The 25,105-nt window shown below is 66.2% G+C and carries 25 protein-coding genes and 2 pseudogenes; 16 read left to right on the top strand and 11 right to left on the bottom strand.

Translation table 11 applies throughout. The annotated features are described in order from the left end of the window. The first annotated feature begins 20 nt into the window (after window positions 1-20). The 5 genes from LWC34_RS17915 to LWC34_RS17895 all read left to right on the top strand — a co-directional run bounded on the left by LWC34_RS17915 (window position 21) and on the right by LWC34_RS17895 (window position 7,348). Entirely contained in the window at window positions 21-1,100 is a 1,080-nt protein-coding gene (locus LWC34_RS17915; protein ID WP_233726175.1) for an acetate/propionate family kinase, read from the top strand. Beyond that, the gene (locus LWC34_RS17910) at window positions 1,097-2,050 is read left to right on the top strand and encodes an Acg family FMN-binding oxidoreductase (protein WP_233723114.1); all 954 of its coding nucleotides are present in this window, start codon (window positions 1,097-1,099) and stop codon (window positions 2,048-2,050) included. The genes LWC34_RS17915 and LWC34_RS17910 overlap by 4 nt, the downstream gene beginning before the upstream one ends. Before the next feature lie 110 nt (window positions 2,051-2,160). Continuing rightward, a complete protein-coding gene (locus tag LWC34_RS17905) occupies window positions 2,161-4,527 on the top strand; it encodes a phosphoketolase family protein (protein WP_233726174.1) in 2,367 nt (788 codons plus the stop codon). Then, complete coding sequence (locus LWC34_RS17900; protein ID WP_233726173.1) at window positions 4,524-7,124, top strand: bifunctional acetate--CoA ligase family protein/GNAT family N-acetyltransferase; 2,601 nt, start codon at window positions 4,524-4,526, stop codon at window positions 7,122-7,124. The genes LWC34_RS17905 and LWC34_RS17900 overlap by 4 nt, the downstream gene beginning before the upstream one ends. Further along, entirely contained in the window at window positions 7,121-7,348 is a 228-nt protein-coding gene (locus LWC34_RS17895; protein ID WP_233726172.1) for a hypothetical protein, read from the top strand. The genes LWC34_RS17900 and LWC34_RS17895 overlap by 4 nt, the downstream gene beginning before the upstream one ends. Before the next feature lie 40 nt (window positions 7,349-7,388). Here LWC34_RS17895 and LWC34_RS17890 read toward each other — a convergent pair whose 3' ends face one another. Together LWC34_RS17890 and LWC34_RS17885 are read right to left on the bottom strand one after the other, a co-directional pair. Beyond that, entirely contained in the window at window positions 7,389-7,802 is a 414-nt protein-coding gene (locus LWC34_RS17890; RefSeq protein ID WP_233726171.1) for a pyridoxamine 5'-phosphate oxidase family protein, read from the bottom strand. Between the two features lie 61 nt (window positions 7,803-7,863). Then, window positions 7,864-8,685, bottom strand: coding sequence for a universal stress protein (locus LWC34_RS17885; RefSeq protein WP_233726170.1), 822 nt, complete (start codon window positions 8,683-8,685; stop codon window positions 7,864-7,866). Window positions 8,686-8,819: 134 nt separating this feature from the next. Here LWC34_RS17885 and LWC34_RS17880 point away from each other — a divergent pair, with 134 nt between their 5' ends. From LWC34_RS17880 to LWC34_RS17865, 3 genes are all read left to right on the top strand, one after another. After that, window positions 8,820-9,266 (top strand): universal stress protein, encoded by a 447-nt coding sequence (locus tag LWC34_RS17880; RefSeq protein ID WP_233726169.1) that lies wholly within the window; start codon window positions 8,820-8,822, stop codon window positions 9,264-9,266. A 1-nt stretch (window position 9,267) separates the two neighbouring features. Next, on the top strand, window positions 9,268-9,705 hold the full coding sequence (locus LWC34_RS59300; protein ID WP_443667749.1) for a CBS domain-containing protein: 438 nt from the start codon (window positions 9,268-9,270) through the stop codon (window positions 9,703-9,705). 154 nt (window positions 9,706-9,859) lie between these two features. Then, window positions 9,860-10,282, top strand: a complete 423-nt coding sequence (locus LWC34_RS17865; RefSeq protein WP_233726168.1) for a hypothetical protein — start codon at window positions 9,860-9,862, stop codon at window positions 10,280-10,282. A 39-nt stretch (window positions 10,283-10,321) separates the two neighbouring features. Here LWC34_RS17865 and LWC34_RS17860 read toward each other — a convergent pair. Then, window positions 10,322-10,540 (bottom strand): annotated as a pseudogene (locus tag LWC34_RS17860) (response regulator transcription factor); the annotation flags it as partial. A 250-nt stretch (window positions 10,541-10,790) separates the two neighbouring features. On the opposite strand from LWC34_RS17860, the gene LWC34_RS17855 reads away from it, so the two are divergent. After that, the gene (locus LWC34_RS17855) at window positions 10,791-11,681 is read left to right on the top strand and encodes a universal stress protein (RefSeq protein ID WP_233726167.1); all 891 of its coding nucleotides are present in this window, start codon (window positions 10,791-10,793) and stop codon (window positions 11,679-11,681) included. 12 nt (window positions 11,682-11,693) lie between these two features. Continuing rightward, complete coding sequence (locus LWC34_RS17850) at window positions 11,694-12,557, top strand: universal stress protein (RefSeq protein ID WP_233726166.1); 864 nt, start codon at window positions 11,694-11,696, stop codon at window positions 12,555-12,557. Between the two features lie 158 nt (window positions 12,558-12,715). On the opposite strand, the gene LWC34_RS17845 is transcribed toward LWC34_RS17850, so the two are convergent. Next, the gene (locus LWC34_RS17845) at window positions 12,716-14,452 is read right to left on the bottom strand and encodes a GAF domain-containing sensor histidine kinase (RefSeq protein WP_233726165.1); all 1,737 of its coding nucleotides are present in this window, start codon (window positions 14,450-14,452) and stop codon (window positions 12,716-12,718) included. Window positions 14,453-14,610: 158 nt separating this feature from the next. Here LWC34_RS17845 and LWC34_RS17840 point away from each other — a divergent pair, with 158 nt between their 5' ends. Together LWC34_RS17840 and LWC34_RS17835 are read left to right on the top strand one after the other, a co-directional pair. After that, a complete protein-coding gene (locus LWC34_RS17840; protein WP_233726164.1) occupies window positions 14,611-15,606 on the top strand; it encodes a zinc-binding alcohol dehydrogenase family protein in 996 nt (331 codons plus the stop codon). Between the two features lie 77 nt (window positions 15,607-15,683). Then, window positions 15,684-16,355 carry a CBS domain-containing protein gene (locus LWC34_RS17835; RefSeq protein ID WP_233726163.1) on the top strand — a complete coding sequence of 224 codons (672 nt, stop codon included), beginning with the start codon at window positions 15,684-15,686 and terminating at the stop codon, window positions 16,353-16,355. Here the strand turns inward: LWC34_RS17835 and LWC34_RS17830 are convergent, their stop codons facing one another. After that, window positions 16,356-16,787: a pyridoxamine 5'-phosphate oxidase family protein gene (locus LWC34_RS17830; RefSeq protein ID WP_233726162.1), complete on the bottom strand. Its 432-nt coding sequence runs from the start codon at window positions 16,785-16,787 to the stop codon at window positions 16,356-16,358. A gap of 182 nt (window positions 16,788-16,969) precedes the next feature. On the opposite strand from LWC34_RS17830, the gene LWC34_RS17825 reads away from it, so the two are divergent. From LWC34_RS17825 to LWC34_RS17810, 4 genes and pseudogenes are all read left to right on the top strand, one after another. Further along, the gene (locus LWC34_RS17825; protein WP_233726161.1) at window positions 16,970-18,364 is read left to right on the top strand and encodes an MBL fold metallo-hydrolase RNA specificity domain-containing protein; all 1,395 of its coding nucleotides are present in this window, start codon (window positions 16,970-16,972) and stop codon (window positions 18,362-18,364) included. Between the two features lie 5 nt (window positions 18,365-18,369). After that, window positions 18,370-18,678 (top strand): MgtC/SapB family protein, encoded by a 309-nt coding sequence (locus LWC34_RS17820; protein ID WP_233726160.1) that lies wholly within the window; start codon window positions 18,370-18,372, stop codon window positions 18,676-18,678. Continuing rightward, entirely contained in the window at window positions 18,678-18,917 is a 240-nt protein-coding gene (locus tag LWC34_RS17815; protein WP_372496546.1) for a hypothetical protein, read from the top strand. The genes LWC34_RS17820 and LWC34_RS17815 overlap by 1 nt, the downstream gene beginning before the upstream one ends. 37 nt (window positions 18,918-18,954) lie before the next feature. Continuing rightward, window positions 18,955-19,596, top strand: a pseudogene (locus LWC34_RS17810) (sigma-70 family RNA polymerase sigma factor); the annotation flags it as partial. 150 nt (window positions 19,597-19,746) lie between these two features. Here LWC34_RS17810 and LWC34_RS17805 read toward each other — a convergent pair. The 6 genes from LWC34_RS17805 to LWC34_RS17780 are packed head-to-tail and all read right to left on the bottom strand — an operon-like array spanning window position 19,747 to window position 25,101. Further along, complete coding sequence (locus LWC34_RS17805) at window positions 19,747-20,640, bottom strand: class I fructose-bisphosphate aldolase (RefSeq protein ID WP_233726158.1); 894 nt, start codon at window positions 20,638-20,640, stop codon at window positions 19,747-19,749. Then, window positions 20,610-21,089, bottom strand: a complete 480-nt coding sequence (locus tag LWC34_RS17800) for a hydrogenase maturation protease (protein WP_233726157.1) — start codon at window positions 21,087-21,089, stop codon at window positions 20,610-20,612. The genes LWC34_RS17805 and LWC34_RS17800 overlap by 31 nt, the downstream gene beginning before the upstream one ends. Next, entirely contained in the window at window positions 21,086-22,378 is a 1,293-nt protein-coding gene (locus tag LWC34_RS17795; RefSeq protein WP_233726156.1) for a Ni/Fe hydrogenase subunit alpha, read from the bottom strand. The genes LWC34_RS17800 and LWC34_RS17795 overlap by 4 nt, the downstream gene beginning before the upstream one ends. After that, window positions 22,375-23,127 carry an NADH-quinone oxidoreductase subunit B family protein gene (locus LWC34_RS17790; RefSeq protein ID WP_233726155.1) on the bottom strand — a complete coding sequence of 251 codons (753 nt, stop codon included), beginning with the start codon at window positions 23,125-23,127 and terminating at the stop codon, window positions 22,375-22,377. The genes LWC34_RS17795 and LWC34_RS17790 overlap by 4 nt, the downstream gene beginning before the upstream one ends. After that, window positions 23,127-23,984: an FAD/NAD(P)-binding protein gene (locus LWC34_RS17785; RefSeq protein WP_233726154.1), complete on the bottom strand. Its 858-nt coding sequence runs from the start codon at window positions 23,982-23,984 to the stop codon at window positions 23,127-23,129. Before LWC34_RS17785 ends, LWC34_RS17790 begins: the two co-directional genes overlap by 1 nt. Further along, complete coding sequence (locus LWC34_RS17780) at window positions 23,947-25,101, bottom strand: 4Fe-4S dicluster domain-containing protein (protein ID WP_233726153.1); 1,155 nt, start codon at window positions 25,099-25,101, stop codon at window positions 23,947-23,949. The genes LWC34_RS17785 and LWC34_RS17780 overlap by 38 nt, the downstream gene beginning before the upstream one ends. Window positions 25,102-25,105 lie beyond the last annotated feature (4 nt).

Raw genomic sequence — 25,105 nt, 5'->3', positions numbered from 1 at the left:
CGTCCAGCGACAGTAACGGTATGCGTGTGATGACGGTGAATCCGGGTTCGTCGAGCCTCAAGCTGTCGTTGGTCGTGGACGGCACTGAGGTCGAGCGGGCTGTGTTCGATCGATGGGACGGCGTGACCTCGGAGCCCTTGCGGCGTAAGCAATGGCCCGATCTGGACGTCGTGGCCGTTCGGTTCGTGCACGGCGGCGACCGGCGCGCCCCGGCGGTCCTGGACGAGGCGATCCTGGCGGAGCTGGGGGAATTCGTGCCGCTGGCACCGCTGCATCAGCCGCGGTCGTTGATGGCTGCGAAGTACGCGATGTTCGGTTCAGCTCCGGTCGTGGCGTGCTTCGACACCGCGTTCCACACGTCGATGCCCGAAGCCGCCAGAATGTACGGCTTGCCCAAAGACCTGACCGAGAGATACGGACTACGCCGGTACGGGTTCCATGGCTTGTCCTGTCAGTACGCGATGCGGCGGATCACCGAGATGGTGCATGACAAGCCCGGCAATACGCGGGCGTTGTGTGTCCACATGGGAGCCGGAGTGTCCATAACCGCCATCAAGGGCGGCCGCAGCGTCGATACGAGCATGGGATTCACTCCGCTGGAAGGTGCCGTGATGGCGACCCGGTCCGGCTCGGTCGATCCTGGATTGCTCGTGTACATGCTGGAACAGAAGATCATCAGCGCGGAGGAGCTGAGCGACGTCCTGTACTTCCAGTCCGGCCTTGCCGGGATGAGCGGCACCAGCGGGGACCTGCGAGACGTACTCGCCGCACCGGACACGAAACTGGCGGTCGATGTCTACGTCCACCGCATCCGCAGGGAGATCGGTGCGATGGCGGCGTCGCTCGACCGGTTGGACGCAGTGGTGTTCACCGGTGGCGTTGCCGTGCACAACAGGAACCTGGTCGGGGACATCACCCGAGGTCTTGAGGTTCTCGGCATCACTGTGGTGAACGAGCTGCTGGCCGCACACGGCGACCGGGTGATCAGCCCGTTGGGTGCGTTGCCACGCGTGTTCGTGATCACCGATCGGGAAGAGCTGGAACTGGCCGAGCAGGCCGAGTTCGCGGTGGCCCGGATCAAGAAGGGAGTGGCGGCATGACATCTCCCCAGTGGCAGGACGCGCTGGAGGCGGCGATTCTGGCGCCGTCTCCGCACAACACGCAGCCGTGGCGATTCGAGGTCACCGGCGACCAGGTTGACGTTCTGCTGGACGAATCGCGTGTCTTGGCGGTCGCCGACCCAGGTGGTCGTGAGGCGCGGATGTCCTGTGGTGCCGCGCTGTTCAACTTGCGGATGGCGCTGCGGTCGCAGGGGCTTCCAGTACACGTTTGGCTCACGCCGGACGCTGACCGGCGAGATCTGTTGGCGCGGGTGCGAGTCAGCGGGCATCTCGCGGCAAGGGCTGACGAACTGGTGCTGTACAAGGCGATCCCGCGGCGGCGTACCAACAGGCGGCCGTTCCGGGACGACCCGGTGGGCGGCGACGTACAGATGGCTTTGCGGCAAGCGGCTTTGCATGAAGGTGCTCGGCTGGTTCTGTTGGTTCGGCCGCAACGATACGACGCGGTGTCCACGCTCTTGCGGTTCGCCGAGAACTCGCAGCGGCAGGACGTCGGCTTCCAGGATGAACTGTTGGCGTGGGTTGCCGAGGATCCGGACCGACTCGATGGGGTTCCGCCGTTGGCCAGCGGCCCGCCGCCACTCATCGAGCCGTTGGTTCTGCTGCGGCACTATGGTTCTGACGGTGACAAGCGGCCTAGGGAATACGAGCAGGAGCCGTTGCTGGGAGTGCTGTTGACCCATCGAGACGACGCTCGTGACCACATGCGCGCCGGCCAGGCCCTGCAACGGGTTCTGCTCACGGCCACGGCCGGTGAAGTCAGTACGTCGTTTTTGTCCGCGGCGGTCGAGAGGTCGGCGAGTCGCTCCGCGTTGACGTCCGTGCTCGGTGAGGAGGGCTATCCGCAGGCGGTCCTGCGTTTTGGCTACGGCTACCTGCCGCCGCACACCCGTCGTCGGCCGGTCGACGAAGTCAGCACTTGTTTGTGAGCACTGGAACAGGCCGAAAGGCCCGAGTTGGACAGGGCGCTCGGCAGTATCGGCGCCCTACGCCGTGCGGGCAGCGTTGGTGGCAAGCAACTTTTGACGGAAGGCACCTGATGACCGCCCAACCCCAGCTCACCGAGACGCGGTCGGTGACCGACACGATGCGCCGGATCGACGCCTGGTGGCGAGCGGCCAATTACCTGTCAGTCGGCCAGATCTACTTGATGGACAACCCGTTGCTGCGTGTGCCGCTCCAGCCGGAACATGTCAAACCGCGGCTGCTGGGGCACTGGGGGACGGTGCCGGGCATCACCCTGACCTACGCACACCTTAACCACCTGATCATGCGCGACGACGTCAACGCGCTACTTGTGACCGGGCCGGGACATGGTGCCGCGGGCCTCAATGCGGCCGCGTGGCTGGAGGGCACGTACTCCGAGCTGTACCCGCACGTCAGCCAGGACGAGGCGGGGATGCGGGAGTTGTTCCGTCAGTTCTCGTTCCCGGGCGGGGTGCCCAGCCACGCCTCGGCGCACCTGCCTGGCTCGATCCACGAGGGCGGCGAACTCGGGTACTCCCTTGCCCATGCGACGGGAGCCGCGCTCGACAACCCGGAGCTGATCGTCGCGTGCGTCATCGGCGACGGCGAAGCCGAAACCGGGCCACTGGCCACGAGTTGGCATGCGCCCGCCTTCCTCAACCCGGCGACCGACGGGGCGGTGTTGCCGATCCTGCACCTGAACGGGTACAAGATCGCCAACCCGACCGTGCTTTCCCGCCTGCCCAAGGATGACCTGGCGGCGATGCTGCGCGGCCACGGCTGGCGTGCGGTTGAAGTTTCCGGATCGGACCCGTTCGAGGTGCACGAGGCGTACGCCGAGGCGTTGGCGCAGTGTCTGGCCGACATCCGGCAGATCCAAGGCGACGCGCACCGCGGCATCCGCAGCCGGGCGACAGCGTGGCCCGTGCTCGTGCTGCGCACGCCCAAGGGGTGGACTGGGCCGCGGACCGTGGGCGGGCGCCAGGTTGAGGGATCGTGGCGGTCGCATCAGGTTCCGATCACTGACATCCGATCCGACCCGCATCGGCTGGCCCAACTGGAAAGCTGGTTGCGGTCCTACCAACCTGGCGAGCTGTTTGAAACCGACGGCGCGCCCGCGCCGCTGGTGCGGTACTGGCACCCGTTGGGCGCCAGGCGGATGAGCGCCAATCCGATCGCACACGGCCAGGTGCAGCGTGATCTCAACTTGCCGGACTGGCGTCGGTACACGGTGGACGTCGGCAAGACCGCTGAGTCGACCCGCGCTCTTGGGGGCTATCTCCGTGATGCGATGGTTCTCAATGTGGACAGCCTGCTGTACTTCGCGCCGGATGAGCACGCGTCCAACCGCCTGGGAGACGTTTTGGACGTGACGGGGCGCCGGTGGCAGTTGCCGATCGAACCGAACGATGAACACCTGGCTCGTGACGGCCGCGTTTTCGAGGTGCTGTCTGAGCACTTGTGCCAGGGTTGGCTGGAGGGTTACCTGCTGACCGGCAGGCATGGCTTGCTGTCGAGCTACGAGGCGTTCACGCACATCGTGGACTCGATGGTCGCGCAGCACGCCAAGTGGCTGCACACGTCCATGGACATTCCGTGGCGTCGTCCGGTACCGAGTCTGAACTACCTGCTGACCTCGCATGTGTGGCGACAGGACCACAATGGGGCGTCCCATCAGGATCCTGGGTTCATCGATCACGTCCTGAGCAAGCGCCCCGAGGTCGCCAGGGTCTACCTGCCGCCGGACGCCAATTCGCTGCTGACCGTGGCCGACCACTGCTTGCGGACACGCGGCCTGGTCAACGTGATCGTCGCCGGAAAGCAACCGGCACACCAGTACCTCACAGCGGATGAGGCACGCGCGCACTGCGAGCAGGGTCTCGGCGTCTGGAGCTGGGCAAGCACCGATATCGATGGTGGCACTGATGTCGTGCTGGCTTGTGCCGGTGACGTGCCGACCCAGGAAACCCTTGCTGCCAAGGACGTTCTGCTCGAACTGGTGCCGGATCTGCGGATCCGCGTGGTGAATGTGGTCGATCTCGGCAGGTTGTTCTCGCCAGAGCAGCATCCGCACGGGATCAGCGACCGGGAGTACGGCGAGATCTTCACCCGGGACAAGCCGGTGATCTTCGCGTTCCACGGCTATCCGTGGCTGATCCACCGGCTGGCTTACCGTCGCCCTGGTCACGACAACCTGCACGTGTGGGGGTTCCACGACTACGGCACCACCACGACCCCGTTCGACATGTGCGTGCTCAACGAGCTCGACCGCTATCACCTCGCACTGGCCGCGCTGGAGCGTGTGCCGCGGCTGGACGGCCGGATCGGCCACCTGCGTCAAGAACTTCTCGGGCGCCTGGCCAAGCACCACGACCACATCCGCCGCACGGGTGAGGACCTGCCGGAGATCCGCGACTGGAAGCCGAGGAGGACAGAATGAGCGAGGTCCTGCTCACGGATGGGGCGATGGTGACGGTCCGGCAGTTGACCGCCGCCGATCACGACCAGGTTGTCGCGCTGCACAAGGCGATGCCGGACGAGGATCGCTACCTTCGGTTCTTCAGCATGTCCGTGCCGCCCATCGACATCTTCGTCACGAAGGTGCTCGATGAGAACGCCGGAGTCGGCGCGTTCGACGGTCACGTCTTGCTCGGTATGGCCGCGTACGTGGTGATCCAGGGAAGCGCACCGGTCACGGCCGATGTGGCGTTGGTGGTCGCGCATCAGGTGCAGCACCACGGGATCGGCACGCTCCTGCTTGAACATCTCGGCTCGCTCGCGCGTAGCCACGGCGTTCAGCGGTTCACAGCGGACGTGTTGCCGGGCAACTGGCGGATGCTCCGGGTGTTCTCGGACATGGGGCTGGCTGTCAGTACCAGGCCGAATTTCGACGTGATCAAGGTGGACATCGACCTCGTGCCGGGCGAGGGCTATCTCGACGCGGTCGCGGTGCGCGAACGGGTCGCGGCCACTGCGAGCCTACAACCCTTGTTCTGCCCCGATTCGGTCACGGTGATCGGGGCGGGTCGTAAGCCGGAATCCATCGGGCACGCCGTGCTGTCCAACATCCTGGCGGGCGGCTTCACCGGTACGGTGACCGCGGTCAACCCCCACGCTCATGAGCTGCTCGGGGTGCCGTGCTACCCCTCGGTATCGGCGATACCGAACGCGCCTGAACTGGCGGTGATCTGCGTGCCGGCGCGCTCGGTCGCCGACGTGGCCGCCGAGTGTGGCCAGGAGGGCGTCAAGGCGTTGCTGGTGATCAGTTCGGGCTTGTCGACCGACCCTGAGCAGGCAAGGAGGTTGCTGGAGACGGTCCGACACTACGGCATGCGGATGGTCGGTCCAAACTGCCTTGGCGTGGTGAACAGCGAGGTGCAGCTCGATGCGAGCTTTGCCGCTGGTGGTCTGACCGTGGGCGATATCGGGGTGGTCACCCAATCCGGCGGCATCGCGATCGCGGTGCTGGAGCAGTTGCGGCGGCTGGACCTTGGCGTGTCCACTTTGGTGTCTACTGGGGACAAGTACGACGTGAGCGGCAACGACTTGCTGCACTGGTGGGAAAGCGACACGCGGACCAAAATGGCCGTGCTGTACATGGAATCGTTCGGCAATCCCCGCAAGTTCTCGCGGCTGGCACGACATTTGGCACGGAGCAAACCGGTACTGGCCATTCGTGCGGGTAGCACGGAAGCCGGTCAGCGCGCGGCCGCGTCCCACACCGCTGCCACGGCAACGCCAACGGTGTTGCGTGAGGCGCTGTTCCGGCAAGCCGGTGTACTCGCGGTGGATCACCTTTCCGAGTTGACCGGGACGATCGCCGTGCTGTCACGCCAGCCGTTGCCGAAGGGCAACCGTGTCGCCGTGATCAGCAACGCAGGTGGGGCCGGTGTGCTGGCGGCGGACGCCTGCGCCCAGAATGGACTGGAAGTCGCCGCCTTGTCCGAACGCACTCAGCGAGAACTGAAATCGGTGCTACCGGGATTGGCCAGTGTGCACAATCCGGTGGACACGACCGCGGTCGTGGCCGACGAGGTTTTCAACCAGGCTCTGCGGATCATGCTCGCCGACGAGAAGGTCGACGCGATGATCGCGATCGCCGCCCCCACCGCACTGGGTGATCCTGCCGGAGCCATCGCCGCCGAGACGAACAAGCCGCTGATCGCGGTGCGCCTCGACCAAGGCAACGCTGTGGACTGGCTGAACGGCCTGCCTTGCTTCGCAGATCCCGGAGCTGCCGCTATCGCGGTGGGACTCGCCGCCGAACGAGCTGCTTGGCTGAGCCGCCCCGCTGGGCACACGCCCGATCTTCCTGCCATCGACGCGAATCTCGCACGGCAGGTCATTCGGGATCGTCTCGCGGCTGATGCCAACGGAGGCTGGCTCGAGCCCGAGGAGGTCGTCACTCTGCTACGTGCCTTTGGGCTTCCAGTGCTCGGTGAGGTGTTCGCGCCGGACGTGGAGACCGCGCTCGCCGCGCAGAGCCAGTTCGATGCTCCGGTCGCGATGAAGGCTGTGGCGGCTGGACTCTTGCACAAGAGCCGTGGCGGCGGAGTGCGTTTGGGGCTGGCCGGAGCGGCCGACGTCCGTGCCGCCTTCGAAGAATTCGCGGACCGGTTCGGCACCGCGTTGCACGGCGTCGTGGTGCAGCTGATGGTGCCACCTGGGCGGGAGTTGCTGATCGGGGTGACCAGTGATCCCACGTTCGGGCCGCTCGTGGTCTTCGGGCTGGGCGGCGTGGACACCGACATGCTCAATGATCGTACGGCCCGGCTCGTCCCGGTGACCGATGTGGACGCGGACGAGATGCTCCGCTCCATCCGTTCGGCCCCCGCCCTGTTCACGTCCGATGTGGACAAGGAGATGGTCCGTGATGTCCTGCTGCGGGTGGCCCGACTGGCCGAGTTGCTGCCGGAGGTCGCGGAACTGGATATCAATCCGCTGGTCGTCGGCCGAGATGGAGGGATCGTCGTCGATGCGCGTGTCCGGGTCGAGCCAGTGCCGTACGTCGATCCCTACCTGAGGAGGTTGCGATGACCGATTTCGAGAAATACCAAGCTTCCGCTGAAGCCCGGCGCAGCACCCACGGCGATCACCTCGACCGCCTGACCGGGTACTTCATGGCCGAGACCAACCGGATGCGGGGCAAGCACGAGGCTGAAGAGCCCGAGGAACCGCCACGGACTCCGGAACCGGAGAACGAGCCCCCACCCAAGGCGCGCAAGCGATTCGGCTGGCTGCGTCGGTGGCGCAGGCACTAGCTGGCAAGTCCGGTTAGAGGACAGCAGTGGGACGGCTGTCCTAACCGGATGCGTGCAGCCGTCGGCCGGTGATGGTCTCGATGTCCATCCGCAGGTAGTACTCCTTGGCTCCAGATGCCCACGGATGCAGGCCGAGCCGGCGGATGGCGTCGAGATCGGCGGGAACGCTCACTTCTGTGGCCATCCCGACTGCCACCACACTCCATGCGCTGCGGCTGGGACGAGAGCTGAACTCGTCCGCCTCGAAGGCGACCACGGTGTTCGTGCCCGCGATGGCGAGCCTGCTGCGGGCGTCAGTCCTGATGATGACAGCGTTCTCGATGACGGCGAAGTTCACCGGCAGGACGGCGGGCAGTGCTCGATCACTGAACACGATCCGGCCGACCGGGGCGCCGGCCAACAGTTGGAGGCACTCAGCCTCGTTGAGCACTTCCAGACCCGCGCCGTCCACCACGAGCTAACGGTGCTCGTGATCACCTGGGATCCGATAGGGCCGAAAGCCCTGTCGGATAGGGTCATATGGATGGTACGACCGCGACCGGGCAACTCGCGGTGCGCATCATCGCCTGGCTCACCGAGCCCAGCAGCAGACCGGATTTGCCTCCGTGCCCGTGTGTGCCGACCACCAGCAGTTGGGCTTGCATCGATTCGTCGCGCAGGACATCCCGCGCGTTGCCGATCGTGGAGACGACGCACGCGGGCACCTTGGGATGCTGGTCATGAGCGTCGGCCAACGTCTCGGTGACGACACGGAGGTGAGCTCGCCGTTGTGCGGGAAGATCACCAGACACGGGTAGCGAGCTGCGATGCCACGTGTGAACCGCACGCACACCGGTCGAATGCCTCGCGGCGTAGTCGAACGCGAACGCCGCAGCTGCCTTCGACACCGGTGAACCGTCCACTCCGAGCACCACCGGTGCGTACCTCGAGGGCGTGCTTCGCACGATGATCACTGGGCATCGTGCCTGTGCCGTGACCTTGGCGCCGACCGAGCTCAGCAGCGGTGAGCGTCCGCGGTTGCCGAGGACGAGCATGAGCGCGTCGGTCGACCAGCCGATCAGCACGTCGGCCGGTTCGCCTGGCGCGATGACCGATGAGACAGAGATGTCTTTGTTCATCGCCTGGACGACGGCGATCGCCTTGTCGACCAGGAGCTCGCTGGACGTTCGCGTCTTTTCCAGCAGCGGACCCCTGCCCACCGCACGCAAAGGTGCCACCTCGCCTGCGTGCAGAATCAGCAACGGGACCTTGCGGTGCGCGGCCTCCGCGATCGCCCATTCCAGTGCGATGTCGCTGTCCGGCTGGCTGTTGACGCCGACCACGATCGGTTTGCTCATGGCATCAGACTCGCCCAACCCCGAACGCCCAGACAGGGCTGAATGGCACGTCCCGGCCCGGCATTGGCCCCTATCGACCGTGGATGCGCAACCACCACAGTGGCACTGGAACTTCAGGGAGAGGTGAGACGGAAATGGTTGAGCAGAACGGAAGCCCGCCGATCGTGGTCGGCGTCGACGATTCGGACGCCGCGCGGCGGGCCTTTGCTTGGGCGATCGACGAGGCCGTCATCCGGCGCTGCCCGGTGCACGCGGTGACGGTGTGGACCGTCGACCCCGCGACAGACTTCATCTGGACGCCCAGCGAGCAGCGGCGCAAGATCGCCGAGGAAAAACTGTCCAGCACAGTGCGCCTTGCCGTGCAAGGACGTGCTGACGTTCCGACGATCGTCGAGCGTGCCATCGAAGGCCGACCGGCCAAGGCACTCGTCGAGGCGGCTGAGGACGCTGCGATGCTCGTCGTCGCGACGCATCGCGGTGAGCGGCTGCGCAAGGCGTTGCTGGGGTCTGTCAGCGCTGCCTGCGTGCGTCACTCGGACGTTCCCGTGGTCGTCGTGCGCCCCGAGCCGCAAGGAACGTGACATGCGTGCCCGTGACGTGATGACCACGGATTTGGTCACCGTCGAACCGTCCACATCGGCCAAGCAAGCTGCGAAGCTCCTGGTGGACAACGGTTTCACGACGTTGCCGGTGGTCGACTCGGATGGCCGGATGGTCGGTGTGGGCACGGAGATGGACCTGCTGCACGATCGGATCGGTGTCGACCCGCGTGCGCTGATCCATTCCGATTGGCCGGTGCACGCAGCTGAACAGCCCGCATCCACTGCTGGCGCGGTCACGACGACTGAGGTGCTCACCAGGGGACCAAACTCCGACGCCGCCCAGCTGGCGCGGGCCATCTGCGTGCGATCCCGATCGTCGACGAGGGCAGGCTGGTCGGCATCGTCACTCGCCGGGATTTGCTGCGCACGATCGCCCGAGAGGACGAGGCGATCGTGTAGGAGGCCCGGCATCACCTGAGTCGTGCCTTCCGGCGCGGTTCCCGGTGTGCTCGAAGTACGGGTGCGTGACAGGTCCAATGCCGTTGTCCCATAGGGCTTCTGGCCCTGCTCCGGGACGGGACACAGAGTGACGCTTAGGTCGGCACCTAGTTCAACGAGAGGGGTGTCAAACCATGAAACTCACCTGGAAGGACGGTGTCACTACTGCGATTGCCGCTCTGGTTGTCGCGGTGTACGTGTTGTTCCTCAGCGGGGCGGATGTCGTGCTGGTGTCGAGCGTTCGCGGTGCTGCTGCGGCGATTCTGGTGCTCGGTGTGATCGGTTGCGGCTACGGCGCCGCGGATGAGCTCTACAAGGCGCCGAAGTCCCCAGCAAAGCTGACCTACACGGTCATCGCGACCACGCTGGGCATCGCCGCGCTGGGCGGCGGACTGATCGCGTTGATCTTCGCCAGCGAAGTCGCGCTCGGGGTGCTCTTCGGGGCGACGATCGGGTTGTGGTCACTGGCGACAACCCGCCACATCACCAACACCTGCCGGGCCCCGCAGGTAACCGGGGATGTCAGTGAAGCACGGAAGGAGGAGACACCGTTGTAGGACAAGTGGCCGGAGTGGTCGAATCCACTCCGGCCACTGTCATGACTTGTTCTCGTCCCGCCGCCGGGTCGCGTAGACAGCGGCCTCGGTACGGCGTACGAACCCCAGCTTGTGCAGCAGGGAGGACACGTAGTTCTTCACCGTCTTCTCGGCGAGATACAGCTGTGCGGCGATTTGCAGGTTCGTCACGCCTTCGGCGATCAGGTCCAGGATGCGGCGCTCCTGCGGGCTGAGCGTCGCGTAGCGGGGGTCTTCCTGCTTGTCCTCCTGCTAAGAGGCTCCGGCCATTGAGCGTTTGGGCGAGATCGGGCACCGATGCATCCAGCTGCTGTAGCCAATCTCCGGCTTCCGGCCGGGGCAGACTCGCTATTCCAAGACTCAATGGCCGGAGCCTCTAGGTAGGGCCGATCGGCCCTACCTGGGCGGGCCGGTGAGCACTGCCGGGACAGGTGTGCGACAAGGGAAGGTTTCACCAAGCAGATCGTCACCGTCCGATGTGGAGGAATCGATGACCACCCTGTTCGAGCACCACCGGCCGATCATCGTCGGCGTCGATGGCTCGGCGGCAGCGCTGGCCGCGGTTCGTTGGGCGGCGCAGGAAGCATCGGCGCGCAAGCTGCCACTGACTCTCGTGCACCTGCAACCAGACCCGATCAGCCGCTACCACGACGAGAAAGTCGCCGCCGCGATGCGCCCGGCCTTGCGTGAGCAGGCGGAGAAGTGGCTGCACGAGGCGCTCGTCGCGGCTCGCGCGGAAGTTCCCGATCAGAATCCGTCCATCGAACTGGGAGACGCGGAGGTTGTCGCGGCGCTGGTCGAGATGTCCGCCGACGCGGCGATGATCGTGCTCGGTGCGCGCGGTCTCGGCGGGTTCACCGGCATGCTGGTGGGTTCGACCGCGAATTCCGTGGTCGCGGGGGCTACCTGCCCGGTCACCCTCGTCCGCACACCACGGCTGGGGCCGTCGGAGACCGCTGGTCCTGTTGTGGTCGGCGTCGACGGATCACCGGCCAGTGAAGCGGCGATCAAGTTCGCCTTCGAGGAAGCCTCGCTCCGTCGCACGTCGTTGATCGCGGTGCACACGTGGACCGAGGTGTACCTCGATCCCGAGCTGAACGTGGACCGGATCGCGCTCGACACGACGGTCCTGGAGGAACGTGAGCGGGAACTGCTGGCCCAGCGGCTGGCTGGGTGGCAGGAGAAGTACCCGGACGTCCCGGTGACCCGTGTGGTCACGAAGGGCAGGCCGGTGCGGGCGCTGCTGGACTACGACGAGCAGGCGCAGCTGATCGTCGTCGGCAGCCGCGGCCTTGGCGGTTATCACGGAATGTTGCTCGGCTCCACGAGCCAAGCCCTCATGCACTACACCCTGACGCCGCTGGCCGTCGTCCGTCCCTGAAGGAGAATCTCCATGACCAAGCCCATTGTCGTCGGAATCGACGGCTCCGACTCCGCGCAGCACGCGGTCCGCTGGGCCGCTGAAGAGGCTGCCTCTCGCAAAGCGCCGCTCCGGCTCGTCCACGCGTGCATGGTGGTCTCGCAGTACACCCCGGTGACGTTGCCGAAGTCGGTGTCCGACGTCCTGGCTGACGAAGGCCGTGAGTGGTTGCGGTCGGCGTCCCAGATCGCGACCGAGACGGCCCCAGAGGTCGAAGTGTCGCGGATCCTCGAGCATGGCGATGCCGCGAGCGCGTTGCTCGAAGAGTCCGCGACAGCGCAGCTGATGGTGCTCGGCTCACGCGGGTTGGGCGGGTTCACGGGCCTGCTGGTCGGGTCCGTTGCTACCAAGGTCGCTCAGCGCGGCGTGTGTCCTGTCGTCGTGGTCCGTGGTGAGGAGACGGACCGCACTGGCAAGCCGATCGTGGTCGGCGTCGACGGCTCGCCCGCCAGCGAGGCCGCCATCGGGTTCGCCTACGAGCAGGCTGCTCGGCTGGGTGCTTCGCTGGTCGCGGTGCACGCCTGGAGCGACATGCTGCCGGCGTCGGCTTTCGCGATGGTGCCGCACGCCTTCGAGTGGCCGGAGATCCAGGCCAGGGAACTCGAGGTGCTCAGCGAGCGGCTGGCCGGTTGGCAGGAGAAGTACCCGGATGTGAACGTCGACCGGATCGTCGCCCAGGACCGGCCCGCGCACAGCCTGCTCGAACAGGCCGGGGACGCCCAGCTGGTGGTGGTCGGTTCACGCGGCCGCGGCGGACTCACCGGCCTGCTGCTCGGGTCGACCAGCCAGGCGTTGCTGCATCACGCGCCCTGCCCGGTCGCGGTGGTCCGGCCTTAAAGGCTCCGGCAATTGAGCGTATGGACGAGATCGGGCCGAGGCGGCGCCTCGCTGCCCGGTGGGACTGGACCGGGACGGTCCAGTCCAGGCCCCACCAAACACCGATGCATCCACCTCGGACCCGACTCGCTATTCCAAGACTCAATTGCCGGAGCCTCTTAGTCATTCGTCGGCAGCGGGACTTCCCACGTGATGGTGGTCCCGCTGCCCGTCGCGGTCTCGATGTCACACGTGCCGTGCCAGCGGCTGGCTCGTTCGGCAATGTTGGCCAGTCCGCTCTGCCGTTCGAGGTCTTTCGGGATGCCTTTGCCGTCGTCGCGGACCGCCAGCTTGAGGCCTTTGCCTTGCCGGTCGACATTCACCGTGATCAGGACCGTGTTGGCGTCGGCGTGCCGTGCGGCGTTGGACAGCGTCTCCCGCAGAGTGGCCAGCACGTCGGGACGCAGGTCGTCGGGAACGAGGCTGTCGAGCGGGCCGTCCATGTTCACCGTCGGCTCGAAACCCAGTGCGTTGGCGCCGTCCTGGATCACCCGCAGCAGCTCGCCGCGCAGGCTGACCGGCCCGGCGCCGGGTTCTTCCTGCAGGGAGAAGATGCTGCGGCGGATCTCCCGGATGGTCTGGTCGATCTCCTCCACGAAACCGGCCACCCGGCGGCCGACCTCGGGTTTGACCACCAGCTTGGACAGGCCCTGCAGGCCAAGGCCGATCGCGAACAGCCGCTGGATGACCTGGTCGTGCAGGTCACGGGCGATCCGGTCCCGGTCCTCGAACACCGCCAGCCGCTGGCGGTCCTCCTGCGCCCTGACGTACTCGATGGCCAGCGCCGCGTGCCCGGCGAACGTCTGCACCATCTGCAGGTCGCCGTCCCGGTATGGGGTCTGGCCACGCCCATTGGCGATGACGAGGACACCAAGCACGTTCTGACCGGCCGCCAGTGGCACGAGAACTGTCGAACCTAGGTACTTGAAGACGTGTGTGGCTTCGACCGCCCAGTCCGTGGCGGCCAAGTTGTGCACGATGCGTGGCTCACCCGTGGCGTACACCTCGCCGAGCTCACTGCCCCGGATCGCGATGTGCTGACCGGCCAGGTCGGCGGCACCGGCGTTGACGACCACTTCTTCGAACGTGAGCTGCTCGCCGTCGCCATCCGGCAGCAAGATCGCCGCGAATGGGGCACCGGAGACCTCCACAGCCCGCTCGGCGACCAGCTTGAGCGCGCCGGACGTGGTCTGCCCGGACAGCAGTGCGCTGTTGAGTTCATTGGAGGCACGAAGCCACGCTTCCCGCTGCTGGCTTTGCGCGAACAGACGCGCGTTCTCGATCGCGATACCCGCGGCCGCGGCCAGCGCGATGACCACGGTCTCGTCTTGTTCGGTGAACTCGTGGCTGCCCTTTTTCTCAGTCAGGTAAAGGTTTCCGAACACCGCGCCACGCACGCGTACCGGCACGCCGAGGAAGGACCGCATCGGCGGGTGGTTGGGCGGAAAACCGTACGATTGCGGATGCTCGTGCAAATCCGGCATCCGGATCGGTTCCGGGTGGTTGATCAGCAGACCGAGGATTCCCTTGCCGTGCGGCAGATCGCCGATCAGTTCCCGCTGCTGGTCGTCGATACCGATGTAGATGAACTCCTGCAGACTGGTGCCTTCCGGGGCCAGCACGCCCATCGCCGCGTACCGCGCGCCCACCAGGTCGATGGACGACTGGACGATCCGGCGCAGCACGTCGGGCAACGACAGGTCGCTGGCCACCGAGACCACCGCGTCGAGCAGCCGGTGGATCCGGTCCTGGGACTCGAGCACCTCGGCCGCCCGGTCCATCAGCTCCCGCAGCAGCGTGTCCAGCCGCAGCTGCTTCAGATCGGGCAACGCCCGATCACCAGGTCCGTCGCTCACTCGCCGCCTCACCTTGTTCGGGCCGGGATATACCTCGCCTCCGGCGAGGCTATCGCCCACCGGGACGGTTGGCGACCCACTGGACTTTGTGGTGACGTGGTGTTCATCGCCGTGCCCAGCACTGAACGCGTGCTGGCCGACCCGAAAGGACGATCTGTATGGATTCACGCGTCTGGCGTGTCACGCGGCCGGGACCGATCGCGGACGGCCCGGCAAGCCAAGGGGTGGAACCGATCCCGGTTCCCCGCGACGGCGAACTGCTGGTGCGCGTGCTGGCCTGCGGCGTGTGCCGGACGGATCTGCACGTGGCTGAAGGAGACCTGCCGGTGCATCGACAACAAGTCGTGCCTGGACACGAAATCGTCGGCGAGGTCGTGACCGCGGCAGGCGACTTCCAGCCAGGTGACCGGGTCGGCATCGCCTGGCTGCGCCAGACGTGTGGCCATTGCACGTATTGCGTGCGCGGAGCGGAGAATCTCTGCCCAGACTCTCGGTACACCGGCTGGGACGCCGACGGGGGATATGCCGACTACGCCACCGTTCCCGCCGATTACGCCTATCGGCTACCGGACGGATACTCCAATGAGGAGCTCGCGCCGATGCTTTGCGCGGGCATCATCGGCTACCGCGCGTTGCGCCGAGCGGACCTGCCGCCAGGCGGACGGCTTGGTATCTACGGATTCGGCGCCAGCGCCCATCTCGCCGCCCAGGTCGCGCTCGCCGAGGGCGCTGTCGTGCACGTCCTCACCCGCAGCGCCGCCGCTCGCGAACTCGCCCTGCGACTCGGTGCCGCGTCGGCAGGTGCTGCCGCGGACGCCCCGCCAGAGCCACTCGACGCGGCGATCCTGTTCGCCCCGGTCGGTGACCTGGTGCTGCCCGCGATGGCGGCGCTGGACAGGGGAGGAACACTGGCGATCGCGGGTATCCACCTGAGCGACATCCCTCGGATGAACTACCAGCAACACCTCTTCCAGGAGCGGCAGATCCGCAGTGTCACCGCCAATACCCGCGACGACGGCCGGGCATTCCTGCGATTCGCCGCCGAACACCACCTCGAGGTGACCACAACCCCGTACTCATTGGACAAGGCTGGCCAAGCGCTGACTGACCTCGCCATGGACAAGGTGAACGGCGCGGCCGTCCTGGTGCCCTGATGTGCCAGGCCTTTGGCCCCTATCGACACCGGAAAGTCTGAGGCAACAGTGGGATCGCATTCGTAGAGGAGGATTCGATGCACAATCCCACTGTCGCAAGCGTGATGACGAAGGATCCGGTCACCGTCACACCGGAGACCGAGTTCAAGGAAATCGTCAACCTGTTGGCGAGCAAACAGATCAGCGCGGTCGCTGTCCTCGCGAAGGACGGCTTCCCGCTTGGCGTCGTGTCCGAAGCCGACCTGCTGCACAAGCAGGAGAGTGACGGCACAGAGCCGGAGCACCACCTGTTCACGAGCAAGCAGACCCACGTGCGGCAAAGAAAAGCAGTCGCTCTGCAGGCGAAGGACTTGATGAGCGCCCCGGTGTTCACCATTTCGCCCGAGGAGACGCTCGCGGTCGCGGCGCGGGAACTCGCTCGGCGTGGTGTCCGCCGATTGTTCGTTGTGGACGATCATAAACTGGTCGGTGTCGTGTCGCGCCGCGATCTGCTGAGTGTCTTCCGTCGGTCGGACCAGGACATCCAGCAGGAGATCGTGCAGGAGATCCTGGTTCGCACCCTCTGGGCAGATCCGAAGTCGATGTCGGTCACGGTCGAGGACGGCGTGGTGACCATGCTCGGCCGGCTGGAGCGCAGGTGCGAGGTCGAGATCGCCAGTCGCTTGGTCCCCAAGATCCCCGGCGTGATCGAGGTCCGCAACCGGATGAGCTACGCGTGGAACGATATGCCCGAGCGCACGCGCCTGTGATCAAGCGGTCTGTGACTGGACGGCGGCTTCGGTGTAGAGCCGCCGTCCAGTCACTTTCTCGGCCTCGATCCGGATGAAGTGGTCACGTCGGCCGCTCACCCACGGCTGCAACCAGATTCCCGACAGCTCAACGAGTTCGTCCGTGTCGAGGATCAGGTTCGCATGGCCGACAACGGTCACACTCCACCCTTCGCGCAGGTCCGGGTCCAGTTCGTCGGCCTGGAAGGCCACCACGGCATTTCCGGTGGCGGCGCGCAGTTTTCCGCCACCCGCCACCCGGATGACGATGTAGTCCTGGTACAGACGGAAGTTGACCGGCTGGACAGCGGGCAAGGCGTCCTCGGTGAACACCAGGCGCCCAACACGCACAGTGTGCAGCAGGTCCAGGCATTGCTGCCGGTTCAAAGTCTCGAGTTCTCGTCGCACTGCCATCGTCTGCTCCAGCCGGGAAACGTGTTGCCGCTTCGGGCCAGGATGCGTGGCCCTGCTTTCGGGCACATAGGGGCGGAAGTCCCGCGTCGGCACGCCGAGTGGCCGCAAGGGGGCCAACGGCCTTACATGGTCCGGTCCAAAGCCCCTGCCCGCGGTGATCACTCGGCACCCAGGATTCAGAGATGACATCACCTCCCGCGATCACCTTCCTTGGCGGCACCGCGACCGTGACCGGCAGCAAGTTCCTCGTCGAGGTCGGTGTGTCGAGCGTTCTGGTCGATTGCGGCCTGTTCCAAGGGCTCGCGCCGTTGCGGCGGCGCAACTGGCGGCCGCCACCCCTGGATTTGGACCGGCTTGACGTCGTCGTGCTGACGCACGCGCACCTCGACCACTGCGGCTACCTGCCTGTACTGGTCCGAAACGGGTGGCGCGGCCCGATCTACGCGACCCACGGCACGGTGGATTTGGCCAGGATCGTCCTCGCGGACAGCGCACACCTGATGATGGAGGACGCGGCGCTCGCGAACGCGGGCGGTTGGTCGAAGCACCACCCCGCGCTGCCGTTGTACGACTCGGATGACGTAGGCCGGACCGTGCAGCTGTTCCGTCCGCTTGATCATGGTGTGCGCCGGTCGGTCGCTGAAGGGATAGAGCTGGAGTTCGGTCGCGCGGGCCATATCCTCGGATCCGCATGGGCACGCCTCACACTCACTACCGGCAACGTTCGCCGCGACGTGGTGGTCAGCGGGGACATGGGGCGGCCCGTACACCGCGTTCTGTTGCCGCCGCAGCCCCGTCCGGCGTGCGATGTACTGTTGCTGGAGTCCACCTACGGTGACCGCTCGCATGACGACGAGCAGGCGTCAGCCGCGCTGGCGGAGACGATCTGCCGGACAGTCGAGCGGGGCGGCAGTGTGCTCATCCCCGCGTTCGCAGTCGACCGTACTGAGGTCATCCTGGTCGAGTTGGCCGAGTTGGTCCGCCAGGGACGCATTCCGGCCTTGCCGGTGTTCGTCGACAGCCCGATGGGGCTCGAGTCCTTGCGGGTGTACCGGCAGGCCGTGGCCAAGAAATGGCCGGAGATCCGGCCCGAACTGTCCGAGATGGACGATCCGTTCGATCCCGGCAGGCTGGCGGAACTGCGCACCGCAGAGGAATCCATGCGGATCAACCGGCCGGGCAGGCCGTCGATCATCATCTCGGCGTCCGGGATGGCCACCGGCGGCCGCGTGGTGCACCACCTGGAATCGATGCTGCCCCACCGGGAAAACACCGTGCTGATCGTCGGATACGCCGCGGCGGGGACCCGGGCACGTAGCCTGGCCGACGGGGCGCGGGAGATCAAGATCCACGGCCGGTACGTCCCGGTCAAGACCGAGGTCGTCGTGGTGGACGCCTTCAGCGCGCACGCCGACAAGGACGAACTGGTCGAGTGGGCGGTAAACAGTCCGGAGCCGTCAGTGACGTACTTGGTACATGGCGAACCCGAAGCATCCGTATCTCTTGCCGAACGACTGCACAGCGAGTACGGCTGGTGCGCAGTGGTGCCGCGTGACGGTGAACGGGTTCTGGTGTAGCGGCCATGGACACCGCGACAGCGTTGGCTCACCTGGCCACAGCACTCGCGATCGGGCTGCTGTTCGGGCTCGAACGGGAGCACGACACTGCTGCGGATCGTGTTCGTCCAGCGGGTTCGCGGACGTTTCCATTGACCGCGTTGGCTGGTGGTGTCGCAGCCGCGTTGTCACCGGTTGCCTTGGGGGTCGGTCTCGCCGCCGTGGCAGCACTCGTGGTGGCTTGGTACGTGCAAGGTGCGCATAGCGAGCACGCAGATATCGGTGCCACGACAGAGATCGCGCGGGAGACACCGAGATCGTCGCGGGCGTGTTGATGAAGCTGTCGGCGATGCGCGGGTACATGCGGGCCAGGACACTGGACGGCCCGGTCGCGAACGACCTGCTCGCCGCGACCGGGATGTCCGGAACGGACGTCGAGTCGCTGTACCGGCTGCTGGCGATCGCGAAGTACGACGAGCGATACGTCATCCCGGCCGCACACCGGGAAACGGCCGCGGAGTTCGAATCGTTGGGCACCGGATGCAGTCTCGACGTCGAGCGCGGATCCGGATGATCGAGGCCAACCTGCGGCTGGTCGTCGCGCGGCGCGGGCGTGGATCGGACCACGGCTGCCGCTGCTCGATCTGATCCAGGAAGGCAACCTCGGGCTGATCCACGCGGTGGAGAAGTTCGACTACAAGAGTGGATTCCGGTTCTCCACCTACGCGATGTGGTGGATCAAGCAAACGATCCGGCGTGGTATCGCCAGTCAGGGGCGCATCATCAGACTGCCCTCACACGCCGAGGAGACGCTCGCGATGCTCGACCGGGCAGCGCGAACACGGGACGGGCAGGAGCTGACCGTCGCCGAACTGGCCGACATCACCGGAGTATCGGTCCGCCGAGCCGCGGACTTGTTGCGGAGCCGGGACGACGCAGTCAGCCTCGACACCCCGATCGGTGACGGTGCGGGCAGCACGCTCGGCGACTTCGTGGAGGACAGCGCGGCCATCGCAGCGTTCGAGGACATCGAGCACCGCGAGTTCACGGCCGATCTACGGGCACGGGTCGGTGCGCTGCCACGGCAGGAAGCCGCCGCGATCCGGATGCGATTCGGTCTGCTAGACGGCAGCCAGTGGACCCTGCGGCGGATCGGCGACCAGTCGGGTGTCAGCCAGGAGGGCGTGCGCCAGGTCGTTCGCCGGGCGGTCGCCCGGTTGCGGCGAGCCTGGGAGGTCGAGCCCGCGGCCTAGCCAGTCCAGGTCTAAACACACGCAATGGGTCCGGGTGTAGCGCCACTGCTGAATCCCGCGTCTCGCGCAGGCGCTTGCCGGACCGAGTTTGAGCTCGAGGAACTGGAGCGCGCCAAGGTTGTCCGGCGCCTGCGCGCTTCCTCGTGAGTGTCACGTGCTCGGGTATTTGGCGAGGATCTCACGCAACTCGCTGACGAACCGGAGAGACTCATAGTGCTCGCGTTGCCAGACGTTCCGGCCGAAGATCAGACCGGTCGCGCCCGCGTCCATCGACTGACGAGCCTTGTCCAGCATGGCTTCGTCGCCCGCCTTTCCGCCGCCGGACACCAGCAGCAGCGTGCGGCTGGCCGAACGGACCACGGCGTCGATCGCTTCCTGGCTGGTGAACTCCCGGTCGTAGCTCGTGTGGACGTTCGTTCGCTTGTCCGGGTGCGGGAAGTTCACCTTGACCATGTCGGCGCCGAGTTCGGCCGCGGTGCGGGCGGCGTAGTCGACGGCGTAGAAGGAGTCCTTGCCGCCTTTGGCTTCGATGGCCGCGCCGCGTGGGTAGGCCCAGACGATCAAGGGCATGCCGAAGCGCTGAGCGTCCTCCCGGACCCTGCGCAGCTGCTCGAAGTCCGCTTCCTGCGCCGGTGTACCGACGTAAAGGGTGTAGCCGACAGCGTCCGCGCCGAGCCGGACGGCGTCTTCGACGGTCGCGTTGACCGGTGAGAGCGCGTGTGCGTCGGGCGGGATGTCGGTCTTCCCGTTGAGTTTCAACACGAGCGGGACCTCGCCTGCGTAGTCCCAGTAGAACTTCTCGGCGAGGCCGATCTGGATGGCGATCCCGTTGAAGCCGCCTTCGGTTGCCAGTTTGAGAATGTACTTGGGATCGCTGGAGATCGGGTTGTCGCGGAAGTCCCGTGGACCGTGTTCGAGGCCTTGATCGTACGGCAGGAACAGGGCGGTTCCGTTGCGCAGGCCGTGCTGGTGCAGGATCCGGTACAGCCGCGCCTTCTTGCCGGTGTCGAGTCCTAGTTGGGTGAGCGCGGGTCGGGTGGACATGGCTTCTCCTTCGCTATCTCGTCGAGCACGGCGGCGACCACGTCGGGAACGGCCGCGGTGACGGGTGGGCTGAGGTCCGTGCCGAAATCCAGGCAGGCGGCTTCCACGGCGTAGACCACGAGCCGCGCAGGCAGCCGATCGAGCGCGGAGCCGAGCAGGACGGCCTCGGGCACACCCAAGCCATGTGAACTCGTCGCACCAGGAAAACTGGTAATGCCCTCGATGTCCGTGCGGTGGATGCGGCCAGGTTCAGCCGGATCGCACAGCACGGCGTCGACGACGATCGCCAGCTCCGCCCCGGTCCAGGCATCCAACAACTGCACAGGCTCGCCATCGGCGATCACGGTCTCGACGTCGGGCAAGGAGAGCCGTCTCAGCTGATCCGCGACCGCTGGTCCAACACCGTCGTCACAGCGGTACGGATTGCCGATCCCGATGACCACAGTCATCGCCGGTCCACCGTCAGGTCGAGGAAGTGCGCGGCGCAGGAGATGCACGGGTCGTAGTTGCGGATGGCCTGTTCGCACAGCGCGGTGAGCGCGGAGTCGTCTAGGTGGAGGTTGGCGTTGATCAGGGTGACCAGGTCCTCCTCGATCGCGGCCTGGTTCTGAGCGGTCGGCGGGACGATCGTCGCGGACGTGACCAGCCCCTGGTCGATCTCGTAGCGGTGGTAGAGCGTTCCGCGTGGCGCCTCAGTCGCGCCATGTCCGGCTCCCGGCCGCGCCTCGACGTCCACATAGGATCGTTCTGGTGTGTCGTACGAGTCGATCAAGCGAAGGGCTTCCTCGACGGCGTAGACGATCTCGACCGCACGCACGATGATGCCCTGGAACGGGTTGCGGCACACCGGGCCCAGGCCTGCGGCCTCGGCTGCTTGCCGGGCGACGGGTGACAACGTGCCGGAGTTGAGGGAATAGCGCGCCAGGGGACCGACCAGGAACGGGTGACCGTCGAGCCGTGCGTGCAAGGCGGTGGAATGCGGGACCTGTTCCTCCACGACGTGCTCGGAGAACTCGTTCAGGGGCCACGACGCTACGCCCGAGGTGTGCGGCACGCCCGCGTCGATGGCGTACTGATCGGGTTCGCGCAGCGCCAGGAATTCGTGATCGAGCCGCAGGTCCGGAAATTCGAAGCCCGAGACCCAGCGGACGGTCTCGATGGCCTGATCCAGGGCCCGGCGCAACTGCTCGGCCAGCGGGGCGAGTTCGCCGGGTACGGGAGCCCGGTAGAAGCCGCCGAGCCGGACGTTGACCGGGTGGATGGCACGACCGCCGACGACGGTCATGATGGTGTTTCCCGCCTTCTTCAGCGCCAGGCCGCGTTCGACGGTCTCGCGGTGGTCTTTGGCGAGCGTCATGGCGTCCGGGTAGCCCAGGAAGTCCGGGGCGTGCAGCAGGTAGATGTGCAGCGCGTGGCTGGAGATCCACTCGCCGCAGTACAACAACCTGCGCAGCGCGGCGATCTGACCATCGACCGAGACTCCACACGCATCCTCGATCGCCCGGCACGCACTCATCTGATACGCGACGGGACATATTCCACAGATGCGGGCGGTGATGTCCGGTGGCTCGGTGATCGCCCGGCCACGCAGGAACGCCTCGAAGAACCTCGGTGGCTCGTAGATCCGCAATTCGGCGTGTTCGACTTTGCCGTCCCGGACGGACACGTTCAGCGCGCCTTCGCCTTCGACCCTGGCCAGGCCACTGACTCGGAGCTGACGGCTGGAGCGGTGGCTCATCGCGACCTCCATTCGGGTGCGGCGGCGGTGAACGTCCGGAAGACCCGGGTGATGTCGTCCTCGTCCATACCGTGTTCCCGCAACTGCGGAACCAGTGCGGCGACGTTGGGATCACGGACCGGGCCGAAGCAGCCGAAGCAACCGCGTTTGTAGGCGGGGCAGATCGCGCCACACCCAGCGTGCGTGACCGGACCGAGGCACGGCTTGCCGTCGGCGACCATCACACACGTCAGGCCACGGCGTTTGCATTCGGTGCAGACAGTCGTGTTGGGCAGGTTCGGTTTCCGACCGGCCAGGAACGCGGTGAGGACCTCGATCAGCTGGCCTCGGTCGATCGGGCAGCCGTGCAGTTCGTAGTCGACCTTGACGTGCGCGGAGACAGGGGTGCTAGTTGCCAGCGTCGCGATGTGCTGGGGTTGGGCGTACACCACGGAACGGAACTCGTCCACGTCCGCGAAGTTGCGCAGCGCCTGGATTCCGCCTGCGGTCGCGCACGCGCCAACCACCACGAGGACGCGGGACATCTCCCGAATCCGGCGGATGTGCGTGAACTCCTCGGGTGTGGTGACCGAACCTTCCACTATGGACACATCGTATGGACCTGGCTCGTCCACACTGGACGCTTCGGTGAAGTGGCTGATATGCACGACACCGGTGAGGGCGAGCAGTTCGTCCTCGCAGTCCAGCAGGGTCAGCTGGCAGCCGTCACACGAGGTGAGTTTCCAGACGGCGAGAGTGGGAATGGCCATCACAGCTCCCGGACTTCAAGCAGTGCAGCGGCTTGCTCGTACGTGACCACCGGCCCGTCCCGGCAGACCAATAGCGGCCCGAGCTGGCAGTGGCCGCACAAACCGATGCCGCACTTCATGTTCCGCTCGAGCGAGACCTGGATCCGGTCAGCGGCAACGCCGCGGTCCATCAGCAGTTCGGCGGAGAACCGCATCATCGGCTCCGGCCCGCAGAGCATCGCGGTGGTGTGGCCGGGATCGAGCCGCACCTGGGCGAGCGGCTTCGTCACCAGGCCGACATGGCCGTGCCAGTCCTGGTCAGCGTGGTCGACAGTGATCACCACCTCGATGCCGGTGTTGGCGACGATGGCCGCGAGTTCCGGGGTGTACAGCAACTCAGCAGGCGCCTTGGCGCCCGCGATGAGCGTGATCCGACGGTATCGCCTGCGATAACGCAACGTGTGCAACAAAGCTGGGCGTAGTGGCGCGAGACCGATTCCGCCTGCCACAAGCACGAGATCGGTTCCAGCGGCACCATCAAGGTCCCAGCCTGTGCCGAACGGACCGCGTACACCGATCATGGTTCCCCGCCGGGCGTGCCTCAGAGCGTGGCTGACCGCACCGACATCGCGCACGGTCTGGACAAGTAGCCCGTCCTCGTGGCTCGCGTCGCCACTGATGGAGACCGGGATCTCACCGACGCCGAAAACGTAGAGCATCGTGAACTGGCCGGGAAGAAAACTCGGGATGGCGTCGTCCTCGGCCCGCATCGTCAGCGTTGATGTGTCGGCGGTGTCCGTCTGGTTGGCCGCCACCCAATAGCGGTGCGGAACCCACGGATCAGGACCTATCCGCGTCGGCGAAGTCTGTACTGACATCGGTCCTCCCTTCGGCCGCCAGGACGAACGCGTCGACTTCCTCAGTCAGGTCGATGCCTGCCGGGCACCACGCGATACACCGTCCACATCCGACACATCCGGACATGTCGAACTGGGCAGGCCAGTTGCCGAGCTTGTGCGACAGCCACTGCCGGTAACGGCTCGCGCCGCTCGACCGGATCTCACCGCCATGGATATAGGAGAAGTCCAACTCGAAGCAGGACGCCCAGTGCTGCCAGCGTTCCGCGTGGTCGCCGGTCAGATCTGTGACGTCCTCGGTGGTGGTGCAGAAACAGGTCGGGCACACCATGGTGCAGTTGGCACAGGCCAGACAGCGGCTGGCGATCTCACTCCACCGGCTGGACTCCCGGTTGGCCGCCAGCACGGCGGGCAGGTCGGTGGCTGGCATCGACCGGCCCATCCGGCCTGCCGCCGCGATCACTTCCTGGTGTGCCGCGGCCGCCTCAGTGGCGTCGGCCGGCCGTGTCGGCAGCTCGGCGAGCACTTCGGCGCCCCTCCTGCTGCCTGCTTCCACCAGGAAGTGGTGTTCGTGGCCGGTGCGTTCGGTCAGGGCCAGGTCGTAGCCCTTGTCCACGCCCGGCCCACTGCCCATCGACGCGCAGAAACACAGATCGCCCGGTTCGGTGCAGTTCACCGCGACGATGAAGAGCTCCGCACGACGCCGGTGATACTGGCCGTCGCTGTGCTCACCACGGTCCAAAATTCGGTCCAGCACAGCGATTGCCGCGAGATCACAGCCCCGCACGCCGATGAACGCGTAGCGAGGCGGTTCAGTTTCGTCTTCGGTGACAGCGAAACCGTACTCGGTCCGGTCGGCCGACCACAGCCGTTCCCGCGGTGGGTGCAGGAACTGTTTCCACGACTGGGGTCCAGCCGAATGCCCGAACACCGCGTCGTCATCCCGGCGGCGCAGCCGGTACCTGCCCGGTGCGGTGTCAACGCCCCAGCCAGCTGGCAGGTCCGCCGACGAATCCAGCTCCGCCAGTACGATGGCGTCGTCACGGACTGTCGGGCCGACCACTCGGTAGCCGAGTCCTTTGAGGACTTCGATCAACCGGAGAAGGCCGTCACGGGTGAGTATCGCGGGTTCGGGCATGGCT

Source organism: Kibdelosporangium philippinense (assembly GCF_021390435.2).
In the GTDB taxonomy this organism is placed as follows: domain Bacteria; phylum Actinomycetota; class Actinomycetes; order Mycobacteriales; family Pseudonocardiaceae; genus Kibdelosporangium; species Kibdelosporangium philippinense.
This window is presented reverse-complemented; position numbering and strand designations above follow the sequence as displayed.

Bases quoted from the DNA above. Each gene is read 5' to 3' on its own strand.
- LWC34_RS17915 (WP_233726175.1), top strand. From the start codon at position 21: ATGCGTGTGATGACGGTGAATCCGGGTTCGTCGAGCCTCAAGCTGTCG.
- LWC34_RS17910 (WP_233723114.1), top strand. From the start codon at position 1,097: ATGACATCTCCCCAGTGGCAGGACGCGCTGGAGGCGGCGATTCTGGCG.
- LWC34_RS17905 (WP_233726174.1), top strand. From the start codon at position 2,161: ATGACCGCCCAACCCCAGCTCACCGAGACGCGGTCGGTGACCGACACG.
- LWC34_RS17900 (WP_233726173.1), top strand. From the start codon at position 4,524: ATGAGCGAGGTCCTGCTCACGGATGGGGCGATGGTGACGGTCCGGCAG.
- LWC34_RS17895 (WP_233726172.1), top strand. From the start codon at position 7,121: ATGACCGATTTCGAGAAATACCAAGCTTCCGCTGAAGCCCGGCGCAGC.
- LWC34_RS17885 (WP_233726170.1), bottom strand. From the start codon at position 8,685: ATGAGCAAACCGATCGTGGTCGGCGTCAACAGCCAGCCGGACAGCGAC.
- LWC34_RS17880 (WP_233726169.1), top strand. From the start codon at position 8,820: ATGGTTGAGCAGAACGGAAGCCCGCCGATCGTGGTCGGCGTCGACGAT.
- LWC34_RS59300 (WP_443667749.1), top strand. From the start codon at position 9,268: ATGCGTGCCCGTGACGTGATGACCACGGATTTGGTCACCGTCGAACCG.
- LWC34_RS17865 (WP_233726168.1), top strand. From the start codon at position 9,860: ATGAAACTCACCTGGAAGGACGGTGTCACTACTGCGATTGCCGCTCTG.
- LWC34_RS17855 (WP_233726167.1), top strand. From the start codon at position 10,791: ATGACCACCCTGTTCGAGCACCACCGGCCGATCATCGTCGGCGTCGAT.
- LWC34_RS17850 (WP_233726166.1), top strand. From the start codon at position 11,694: ATGACCAAGCCCATTGTCGTCGGAATCGACGGCTCCGACTCCGCGCAG.
- LWC34_RS17840 (WP_233726164.1), top strand. From the start codon at position 14,611: ATGGATTCACGCGTCTGGCGTGTCACGCGGCCGGGACCGATCGCGGAC.
- LWC34_RS17835 (WP_233726163.1), top strand. From the start codon at position 15,684: ATGCACAATCCCACTGTCGCAAGCGTGATGACGAAGGATCCGGTCACC.
- LWC34_RS17830 (WP_233726162.1), bottom strand. From the start codon at position 16,787: ATGGCAGTGCGACGAGAACTCGAGACTTTGAACCGGCAGCAATGCCTG.
- LWC34_RS17825 (WP_233726161.1), top strand. From the start codon at position 16,970: ATGACATCACCTCCCGCGATCACCTTCCTTGGCGGCACCGCGACCGTG.
- LWC34_RS17820 (WP_233726160.1), top strand. From the start codon at position 18,370: ATGGACACCGCGACAGCGTTGGCTCACCTGGCCACAGCACTCGCGATC.
- LWC34_RS17815 (WP_372496546.1), top strand. From the start codon at position 18,678: ATGAAGCTGTCGGCGATGCGCGGGTACATGCGGGCCAGGACACTGGAC.
- LWC34_RS17805 (WP_233726158.1), bottom strand. From the start codon at position 20,640: ATGTCCACCCGACCCGCGCTCACCCAACTAGGACTCGACACCGGCAAG.
- LWC34_RS17800 (WP_233726157.1), bottom strand. From the start codon at position 21,089: ATGACTGTGGTCATCGGGATCGGCAATCCGTACCGCTGTGACGACGGT.
- LWC34_RS17795 (WP_233726156.1), bottom strand. From the start codon at position 22,378: ATGAGCCACCGCTCCAGCCGTCAGCTCCGAGTCAGTGGCCTGGCCAGG.
- LWC34_RS17790 (WP_233726155.1), bottom strand. From the start codon at position 23,127: ATGGCCATTCCCACTCTCGCCGTCTGGAAACTCACCTCGTGTGACGGC.
- LWC34_RS17785 (WP_233726154.1), bottom strand. From the start codon at position 23,984: ATGTCAGTACAGACTTCGCCGACGCGGATAGGTCCTGATCCGTGGGTT.
- LWC34_RS17780 (WP_233726153.1), bottom strand. From the start codon at position 25,101: ATGCCCGAACCCGCGATACTCACCCGTGACGGCCTTCTCCGGTTGATC.